Consider the following 529-nt stretch of genomic DNA (forward strand, 5'->3'; position numbering starts at 1 on the left):
GCAGAATCTGGTCCATGGCCCCGGCAAACCAACCGGTGAACATGTAGTCGACCTTGCGCCCGACCTTGCCGTACACATACACAAACGCTGAATGCTCGAGCGTGACGCTGGCGGTGCCTTTATCGAGGTCGATGTCCTGGATCTTGAACAGGCCCCAGCCGCGTTGCGACAGGCGCTTCATGTAATGCTCGAACACCGCGACGCCTTCCAGGCCGTGGCATTCCGCTTCTTTTTCACACCAGTGCCAGGCGGATTTATAGCCGGCCTTGTAAAGAATTTCGGCGTAGGCGTCAGCGCCCAGCACCTCTTCGATACCCATGTGGTTATTGACGAAAAAGTGCCGGGGCACGTAAAGCATCGGCAAGGCATCAGAGGTCCAGATACCGGTTTCGCTGTCGACTTCGATAGGCAATTGCGGGGCGATTTTAGCCATGAAACAAAACTCCAAAAAAACTCGTTATGTCGTAGCAGCTGTCGAGCTTTAGCGAGGCTGCGTCGCGTGTCTGCAGGACAGCCCTCTGGGGCCACT

The 529-nt window shown here is 56.1% G+C and carries 1 protein-coding gene; it reads right to left on the reverse strand.

The window, feature by feature from the left end:
* On the reverse strand, window positions 1-433 hold a 433-nt coding region (locus TU76_RS24305), incomplete at its 3' end, for a DUF5943 domain-containing protein (protein WP_048352706.1).
* Window positions 434-529: the final 96 nt, after the last annotated feature.

This window comes from Pseudomonas psychrophila (genome assembly GCF_001043005.1).
Taxonomy (GTDB): domain Bacteria; phylum Pseudomonadota; class Gammaproteobacteria; order Pseudomonadales; family Pseudomonadaceae; genus Aquipseudomonas; species Aquipseudomonas psychrophila.